Genomic DNA, 10,038 nt, shown 5'->3' on the forward strand with positions numbered 1-10,038 from the left:
TGAAGAATTATTTATTGCTGTTCAAATTGCAATTTCTTCTCTATCAATTGCACTTAAAATATCTAATTCTGGTTGGTTCTCTAGCTTGGGTGCTATTTCAGCTATTGTGGGAGATTCAAACAAACTTGCTACGGATAATTTAACAGAAAAAGTCTTTCTTAGTCGAGATAAAATTTGAACAGCTATTAAAGAATCTCCTCCTAATTCAAAAAAATTATCATGAATTCCTATCTGTTTAATTCCTAATAATTCTTGCCAAATATCAGCAATTTTTTCCTCGATTTCATTACGCGGAGCTATATAGGAATTTGACAAATTAGGTCTTGTGTGGAGTGCAGATAATTTTTCGGGCTGAAAAATCTCCGGCTTTGTTTGTAATGAAATCTCTAATTTCTGGTCAGTCTCTTTTTGCCCAGATTTTATACTAAATGCAGCTGATGCAGAAGCAACAGCCATAATAATCTGATGCTCTAATGCTTCCGTTTCAGGAAATGCAGCAACTTGAACAAAATCTTGAGTGCGTAATGCATCAAACCACTGTTCTTTGATGATAAAAGGTTGACCTGGATTGCGTCTTTTATCGTCTAAAGGTTTCAACAGTAGACCCCAAGTGATATCAAAGTCTATTTTTGGCTGAGTTATTTCCCACACTAAGAGGAAGCCGCCAGGAGCTAATAAAGAGCGTACATGGTGGAGTGTTTGATCTATGTTCTTAGTTGCGTGTAAAACATTAGAGGCGATGATTACATCAAAGCTGTACTTATCAAACCCTTGCTCAGTTGGCGACTTGTCTATATCTAGTAATCGATATTCAACAAATGGATAGTCTTGAAACTTCTGTTGAGCTTGAGTCAAAAAGCCGCCACCAATATCAGTAAAAGTATAGCTGGTTTGTTTGGGCGGCAACACAGGTAATAATGCTTGTGTAGACACACCAGTACCCGCCCCGATTTCTAAAACTCTCAGGTGAACGGTTGATGGCAATGATTTAACTACCTGTTCTAAGCTGGAACGCAAGATAGAATTGTAGTAAGAAATTAAGGGAGTTTCTGAATATGAACCATTGTTTTCTTTTTGGTAAACCAGTTCATCGAAAATCTCTAATGGGTCTTGTTCGCCAACAACAACAGCAGCTAAATTTTCACCACAGCGTTGCACTAAATCTAAATCTACTAAAGATGAAGCAGCAAACCTTGCTCTAACTTGTTCTAAATGTTCATTAATATAATTTTGCGAACATGGCAATAGCTTAGTAAATAACTTCTCCTGTTGCTGTAGTTGTCCTTGTTCCACCAATATTTGCAACCATCTAGAGAACAATTGCTGATAGCGGGGAGAAATATGGTATTGCGCTAACAAGTTTTCTAAAGAAAACTTTTCTTCAGGATTGCTAAAAGCTCCTAATTGCTGGAATGCAGAGTTGATGCAAGCTGTACATAAACGGTCTAACCACTGTCTATTTTCTTGATAGGTTAACTCGTTAAGTTCTGCATTTCTAGTATTTGCTTGCTTTTGACCTGCTTGTGTAAGTGATGTCCATAATTGTGATGTTGTGGGTAAACTTTGCAACTGTCCCCAAGCTGCTTTTTGTGGGGGATCGATCCAATAGCGATCGCGCTCAAAGGGGTAAGTTGGTAAGGGAAGACGATAATATTCATCTTGACTATAAAATCCAAACCAATCTACTTTCACCCCAGCCAACCAGAGTTGACCTAATGTGTTGAATAAAATATGATTATCGGATTGCTTTTCTTGAGGATGACGTACCGAAGTCAAAACTGTTTGTGTGGCGGCTTTGTCTGAATGTCTCTTGACTAATGTAGTTAGTGTGTGTCCTGGCCCCACCTCTAGTAAAACTTGCTCTGGTGTTGCTAATAATTTCTCGACACCTTGAGCAAACAGCACTGTAGAACGCAGATGTTGAGCGTAGTAGTCAGGATTTGTAGCTTGCGTGACTGTAATCCAAGTACCAGTTAGGTTAGAAATATAAGGAAGTTTTGGAGCATTTAAAGTAACTTTTTTGACTCGCTCTGCAAATGCCTCTAAGATTGGTTCCATCATTTGAGAATGGAAAGCATGAGAAGTATGCAGACGACGGCATTCAATTCCTTGAGCAGCTAGCTGATTTTGTAGTGCATCTACGGCAGCTGTTGAGCCAGAAACTACACACTGCAAGGGTTGATTAATTGCAGCAACAGAAAGTTCTTGCCCTAATAGGGATTTTACCTTGTCTCTGGGTAGGGGAACGGAAAGCATTGCTCCAGTGGGCAATTGCTGCATCATCTGTCCGCGTGCTGCTACCAAAGATAAGGCATCTTCTAGAGAAAAAACTTCTGCCAGAGTTGCTGCGACATACTCGCCAATACTGTGACCGATCGCAGCTTGTGGTTCCACTCCATAAGACTGCCATAATTTAGCTAGGGCGTACTCAATTACAAAAATAGCGCTTTGAGCAATTCCTGTCTGTTGAAGTTGCTTTGATACCTCATCAATCTTTTCGTCACTAGGGTAAAGAAGATGACGTAAATCAAGCCCTAAAAGGGGTTTAAGAATTTCTGAGCAATAATCAACTTGTTCTTGAAATACTGTCTCGGTTTCGTAAATTTCCCGCGCCATGTTGACATACTGAGAACCCTGACCGGGAAACATAAAGACCACAGGCCGTTCTGTAATCTCTGTATAGTTAGTAAATACTTGGTTTGACTCTAGACCTTTAACAGCATCTTCTAAGTCGTGACAAACTAACATCCGCCGATGATTAAAACCCCGACGACCACTATTAAGGGTATAAGCGACATCGCCTAAATTAAGTTCTGGATGCTCTTTTAAATGAGTAATTAAATTAGCCGTCGCCTTCTTAAGCGCACTCGCACTCTTAGCCGAAAGACACAATAATTGATAATTTCTCCCCTGCTCCCCTGCTCCCCTGCTCCCTGCTCCCTGCTCAAATACAGGTGCTTCTTCTAAAATCACATGAGCATTCGTCCCCCCCATACCAAAAGAACTAACTCCGGCACGCCGAGGGATGTTATTTGTTTTCCATTCAGTCAATTTTGTATTGACATAAAAAGGACTGTTGGCAAAATCAATTTTGGGATTAGGTGTCTCGAAGTGCAAACTCGGAGGCAGCATTTTATGTTGCAGTGTTAATACAGTTTTAATCAAACCTGCAACACCTGCTGCTGTATCCAAATGTCCCAAGTTGGTTTTTACCGAACCAATAGCGCAGAAACCTTTTTTATCAGTAGTTTGATTAAAAGCTTGAGTTAAAGCGGCAATTTCAATCGGATCTCCTAAAGGTGTAGCTGTGCCATGAGCTTCAATATAAGAAATTGTCTCAGCATCTACACCCGCTATCGCTTGAGCTTCGCCAATTACTGCTGCTTGACCGCTAGCACTAGGAGCAGTGTAGCCGACTTTCATTGCACCATCATTATTAATCGCCGAGCCTTTAATAATTGCATGAATGTAGTCGCGATCGCTGATTGCATCCTGTAATCTTTTTAATACCACAATTCCAGCACCGCTACCTGCGATCGTTCCTTGTGCTTTAGCATCAAAAGCACGGCAGTGTCCATCAGGAGAAAGAATCATTCCTTCTTCATGCAAATAGCCGATTTTTTGGGGAATGCTGATAGTAACTCCACCAGCTAAAGCTATGTCACATTCACCATTTAAAAGACCTTGACAAGCTATGTGAACAGCAACCAAAGAAGTAGAACAGGCTGTTTGCACATTTACTGCGGGGCCAGTCAAATTGAGTTTGTATGCAACTCTTGTCGGTAAAAAATCTTTATCGTTAGAAATTCCTAATTGCACAGGGTCAATTGTGGCTAGTAATTGATAGTTAGGGTAAAGGTTATTGAGCAAATACCCACTCATTCCCACACCACCATAAACCCCGATTAAACCATTGTAGCTTTGCGGGTCATAACCAGCTTTTTCTGTTGCTTCCCAAGCCAATTCTAAAAATAGGCGTTGTTGTGGATCTATTAACTCAGCTTCTTTGGCGCTATAAGCAAAGAAATTTGCATCAAACAATTCAATATCTGATAGAACGCCCCTAACTTTTACATAATTAGGATTATTCAGTAAATCAACAGAAACCCCAGAATTTATTAATTCTTCATTGTTCAAACAAGAAATAGATTCTACACCATCTCGTAAATTCTGCCAAAATGATTCAATATCTTTGGCGCCAGCAAATCTACCAGCAACAGCAATTATTGCTATTTCAGAATTATTAAATTCATTATTGTTATCTACTGAATTTATTGTCATTTTTTACCTTTCTTCTGAGAGCGATATTGTTGTCTGGATTGTAATTGTTGGTTTCTTAAAATTTTAATTTCACTCTGAGATTGAGTGCGATAACCGTTTTCTTTTATTGTATCTTGTTTTTTAATTTTAGCACTTAAGTATTTGCTTAAACTATGTATAGTTGGATGATTAAACATATCAACTATTGATAGTTCCAAATCAAATTCTTCTTGCAATTGCTGATTAATCCGTGCTAATAATAACGAATGACCGCCTAGCTCAAAGAAATTATTGTAAATTCCCACCTTTTCTACTGCTAATTCTTTTTGCCAAATATCAGCAATTATTTTTTCTAATTCTGTATTTGGTATTACATAATCAGCTTTATTTAGAGGAGTTAACTCTGATTTCTGTAGATCGTGACGGTCTACCTTGCCATTTGGTGTTAAGGGCAGTTTATCTAGAAAAACAAAGCTGGATGGTATCATGTAATCGGGCAATATTTCCTTGAGATTATTTCTCAAAGACTGAGTTATATTATCTGATTTATTGTTTTTTTCATTTTCATACTCAGCAAATAATCGTTGATAAAAAGATGTTTGCCGAAAATTATTTTTATAGTGATAGGAGACGTATTCAAATTTAATATTTTCTCCATTCTTTTTCAGCAAAAGACCTTTAATTGCATAATCTGGGTTGAGATTATTTTCGCAAAGTGTTCTGAAACAAACTGCTTGAATGACATCACCACATTCAACCTCAATCCCTGGTTCAAATACTGGAAAATAAACAGGTAGCCAACAATGTTCATGTTCTAAAATATCTATTTCTTCTCCAGCAATAGTGTGCAAATTCAGCCACACTAAAAATCCATCCATTCGCCCAGGTTTCTGAATTTCAAATTTCACTGAATGGGAGAGTTCTGGACTAATATATTCATTGAAATTCAAGTCTTCCAAAACATCTATAGTGGACAAAACATTAGCTTGCGGAAATTTCTTAATACATACCCTTAAGTCAAATGGATATCCAACTTGCTTAAAGATTTCATTGGTGTAATGTGCAGGAGTTTCAGCAAATTTGGGCTTGTATAATATTTCATCTGGGAGAGTAACAGCAGCCATCTTGGTAACACTTCTTTCAGGAATCATCAAACCATCAGGCTTGAGCAATCTTCTAGCATTATTAATAATTACTGTTGCTCCTTCAGAGCCACCAATTGCTCCAACAATTTCGGAGACGCAAACATCAGCGAGTTCTGGAATATCAACTTTAGTTGCATCTCCATGAATGACTATGATTTTTGACGCTAAACCTAATTTTTCAATACAAGCTCTGGCTTTGTTGTAGGTTGACTCGTCTCTTTCAATTGCATAAATTTTTTTAGCACCCCCTTCGACACAAAATCTAGACAAAATAGCATCTTTACCTGTGCCAATTTCAACGACTATTTTATCTTTGACCAATTGATTAATGGCGACTTTATAGCTATCGTTACGCCGATGGTCATTGGTCATAGCGTAATACAGTAATTCGTCATATACATAGTATTCAGCTACAGATGGCCATAGTTCTACTTTGTCTGTTGATAAATTTTTTGTTACCTGGGATTGAGATGATTCAAGGTTTTTTTGTTGTGGTACAACATAAGCTACTAGACGTTTATTATTCGGTTGGTCTTCTCGTGCGACTACTACTGCTTTCTGCACTCCAGGTTGCTGGGACAAGACGTTTTCAACTTCTTGGAGTTCTATACGATAGCCGCGAATCTTGACTTGATGATCGATACGACCGAGAAACTCGATGCTACCGTCACTCAAGTAGCGCGCCAAATCGCCAGTTTTGTAAAGCCGGGAATGAGCTTCATCGCTAAAGGGATTAGGGATGAATTTCTCTTGTGTCAACTCTTTTCGGTTGAGGTAGCCTCTTGCTAACCCGACTCCACCGATGTGCAATTCTCCTGGCACACCAATCGGTACTGGTTGCAAATACTCATTTAAAATGTAGAGTTGCGTATTGGCGATCGCTTTTCCAATAGATATTTTCTCATCTTCAAGGGTGCATTTGGCGATCGTTGCACAGACACTAGCTTCTGTTGGGCCGTAAGCGTTGAAAAAGTTTCTGCCAACAGACCACTGCTTGATTAATTCAGCTGAACTTGCTTCTCCCGCGACAATGATTGTTTGCAGTGTCGGCAGTTCCTCCACGGGCATAACTGCTAACGCCGATGGTGGTAGTGTGATATGGGTAATCGAATAATCGCGTAATTGCTTAATTAATGGTTCTCCTGGCAATAGAGAGTCTTTCCTTCCCAGGTACAACGTTGCACCTGAAAACAGAGCCATCAAAATTTCTGAAATCGAAGCATCAAAACTGAAAGAGGCAAACTGAAGAACGCGACTAGAACAAGTCAAGCCAAAAGTTCTTTTCTGAGCTTGAGCTAAGTTACATAGTCCCTGATGCTCAACCATCACACCTTTGGGTCTACCTGTTGATCCGCTCGTGTAAATCACATTCGCTAAATGAAAAGCTTTGACTCCAGTAGTTGGGTTAGATTGATTGTTTTGGGCAATTTCTGAGCAGATTTCATCTAAAAAGACTTGGTTTGCTTGATGTTGTGGAAGTCTGTCAATCAGTCGTTGTTGAGTCAGTAGCACCGAAACAGTAGCATCTTCTAGCATGAAGCGCAAACGTTCAATTGGATACTCACTGTCAATAGGTACATAAGCACCACCCGCTTTGAGAATACCCAACAGTCCCACCACCATTTCTATTGAACGTTCTACACAAATGCCTACCAGCGTATCTGGTTTGACACCCAATGAACACAAGTAATGCGCCAATTGATTAGCACGACAATTCAACTGGTGATAGGTGAGTTGTTGATTTTCAAATACAACTGCTACAGCATCGGGTGTACGTTCTACCTGTTCTTCAAACAACTGATGGATACATTTATCTGAGGGATAATCTGCTTGAGTATTGTTCCAGTCAACTAATAATTGCTGTTGCTCAGATTTTGTTAGCAGAGGCAATTGTGCAATTCGCTCTTGAGGATTGGCAACAATTCCTTCAAGCAACGTTACAAAATGCCCGCTCATCCGCTCGATTGTGCTGGCATCAAACAAGTCAGTATTATACTCCCACATACCCATCAATCCTTGGGTAGTGTTTTCCATCGATAAACCCAAATCAATCTTTGTAGTTGTACTTTCTACTGGCAAGGAACTAACAGTTAACCCCGCAAGCTCTACTTCCTGTACGGGTGCATTTTGAAGATTAAACACCACCTGAAACAGTGGCGTATGTCCCAAGTCCCTTTCTGGCTGCAATGCTTCCACCAGCATTTCAAAAGGCAAATTCTGATGAGCATACGCTCCTAAAGCTACTTCTCGAACGCGAAGGAGTAATTCGCTAAAACTGGGGTTGCCTGCCAAGTTAGAACGCATGACTAAAGTATTGACAAAAAAGCCAATTAACCCTTCGATTTCACTGCGATCGCGGTTTGCGATCGGCGAACCCACCAAAATGTCTGATTGTCCTGTGTAGCGGTAAAGCTGGGTATCATAAGCTGCTAACAGCGTCATAAATAAAGTACAACCTTGCTCCTGGCTCAGTTTTACCAATCTGCCAGTTAACTCAACTGAAAGTGCAAACTTCTGATATGCACCAGCGAAAGTTTGCACAGCAGGTCTTGGTCGGTCTGTAGGTAGCGACAATAAAGCTGGTGCGTTTGCTAGTTGTTGTTGCCAGTACGAGAGTTGGCTTTGCAGTACATTTCCTTGCAACCACTGTCTTTGCCAAATAGCGAAATCTGCGTACTGAATCGACAGTGGTGCTAACGGTGACGGCTGACCTTGAGAATAAGCATTGTAAAGTGCCATTAATTCTCGGACAAACACACCCATTGACCAACCATCAAAGACAATGTGATGTATAAACACTAACAAGGCATGTTCTGTCTCAGACAACGTTACTAATGTTGTCCTGATTAATAATTCATCTGCCAGGTTAAAGGGTTGTTGCGCTTGTTGTTGCGCTAATCGCTGCAAAGCAATTTCTTGTTCGCCTGTAGATAAATACTGCAAATCAACAATTGAGACTGTCCAATTCGTCTGGGTTTGAATAACTTGAACTGGTTCTCCATCAATTGTGATGAAGTTAGTCCGTAACGCTTCGTGGCGATAAATAATTTCTTGTAAGCTTTGTTCTAAGGCAGTTCGATTCAGAGTTCCAGCTAGACGTAAAGCTAAAAGTAAATTGTAGAACGCACTATTGGGATTTAACTTGTCTAAAAACCACAAACGCTGTTGAGCATAAGACAGTGGTAACTCTGCATCCCTTGCTTTTGGTAAAATGGCTGATGCTGTTAGATCCTGTTGCTGCAACTGTTGAATATTTTGGGACAATTCAGCGATCGTTGGTGCAGCAAATAAGCTACGTAATGGTAGTTCTACTTTCAAACTATTACGCACACGGGAAACCAGTTGCGTTGCCAGTAGCGAGTGTCCGCCAAGCTCAAAGAAGTTATCATAAATGCCCACAAGCTCAACTTTCAGCACTTGCGCCCAAATTACTGACAGGATTTCCTCAATGGGGTTACGTGGGGCGACATACCGATCCGATAATTGGTTGTGTAAATCAGGTGCAGGTAATGCGCGGCGGTCTAATTTCCTGTTAGCGGAAAGCGGTAAAGCCTCCAAGATGACTATTGCACTTGGCAGCATATACTCTGGTAACTTTTCCTTGAGGAAGTTACGTACTTCGCCAATAGAGATTGTCTGCTCTAGTTGCGGCACAATATATGCAACTAAGCGTTTATCGCCCGGTGTATCCTCACGAACAACCGCACAAGACGCTTGTACATCACTTAGTTGACCCAGTACCGCTTCAACTTCGCCCAACTCAATGCGGAAACCGCGAATTTTAACTTGATTGTCAATACGTCCTAAAGATTCAAGCTTACCGTCCGGTAAATAACGCGCCAAATCCCCTGTTTTGTAGAGACGCTCAGAATTAGGGAATTGGTTTTCTTTTTCTCCCCTGCTCGACGGCAGTTGCTCCTGGGGGAAACCCCCAAGACCGCACTGCCTCCCCTGCTCCCCTGCTCCCCTGCTTCGACCGAAGGGATTGGCAATGAATTTCTCTTGTGTTAACTGAGGTCTGTTAAAGTAGCCTTGAGCTAAAAGCGCACCTGCAATGTAAACTTCTCCTGGCACGCCCACAGGTACAGGCTGTAGATATTTATCGAGAACGTAAATTTGGGTGTTAGAAATGGGTCGCCCAATTGAAGGAAGTAGCGGCCAAGTATCTATTGCATTAGGCAAAGTATAACTGGTGGCTAAATGACTTTCTGAAGGCCCATACTGATTGTGCAAAGTAATATCAGTTAATTGGCTCAACCAAAGAGAAATCGCAGGGGTAATTTGCAACTGTTCTCCAGACGTAATAATTTCTCGCAAACCAGTATTAACTATGTCATTCCCCAAGGCAACTTCTGCTAGTTGCTGTAAGCCGACAACAGGGAGAAACATTCTCTGAATTTGTTTCTCTTGCAGAAAACCTAATAATGCTAAAGCATCACGGCGTAATTCCTCTGTGATGAGGTACAATGTACCGCCAGAACACGAGGTAGTAAAGATTTCTTGGAAGGAGACATCAAAGCTAACCGAAGCAAATTGCAGGGTTTTTGCGCCACGAGTAATTTTGAGGTTGTCCCGATGCCACAAGATATGATTGCAAAGGGCAAGCTGACTCATGGCTATACCCTTGGGTTGT

The 10,038-nt window shown here is 40.6% G+C and carries 2 protein-coding genes; both read right to left on the reverse strand.

What is annotated here, in order from left to right; translation table 11 throughout:
* Nucleotides 1–21 precede the first annotated feature (21 nt).
* The gene (locus RMY32_RS30785; protein WP_322712268.1) at nucleotides 22–4,281 is read right to left on the reverse strand and encodes a beta-ketoacyl synthase N-terminal-like domain-containing protein; all 4,260 of its coding nucleotides are present in this window, start codon (nucleotides 4,279–4,281) and stop codon (nucleotides 22–24) included.
* Nucleotides 4,278–10,038 (reverse strand): non-ribosomal peptide synthetase (locus RMY32_RS30790; protein ID WP_322712270.1); only part of this gene is annotated, 5,761 nt, incomplete at its 5' end. The genes RMY32_RS30785 and RMY32_RS30790, both read right to left, overlap by 4 nt.

Source organism: Nostoc sp. ChiSLP03a, assembly GCF_034531215.2.
Lineage (GTDB): Bacteria > Cyanobacteriota > Cyanobacteriia > Cyanobacteriales > Nostocaceae > Nostoc.

What these genes read in the sequence shown, in the direction of transcription:
- RMY32_RS30785 (WP_322712268.1), bottom strand. Translation starts at nt 4,281, where the DNA reads ATGACAATAAATTCAGTAGATAACAATAATGAATTTAATAATTCTGAA.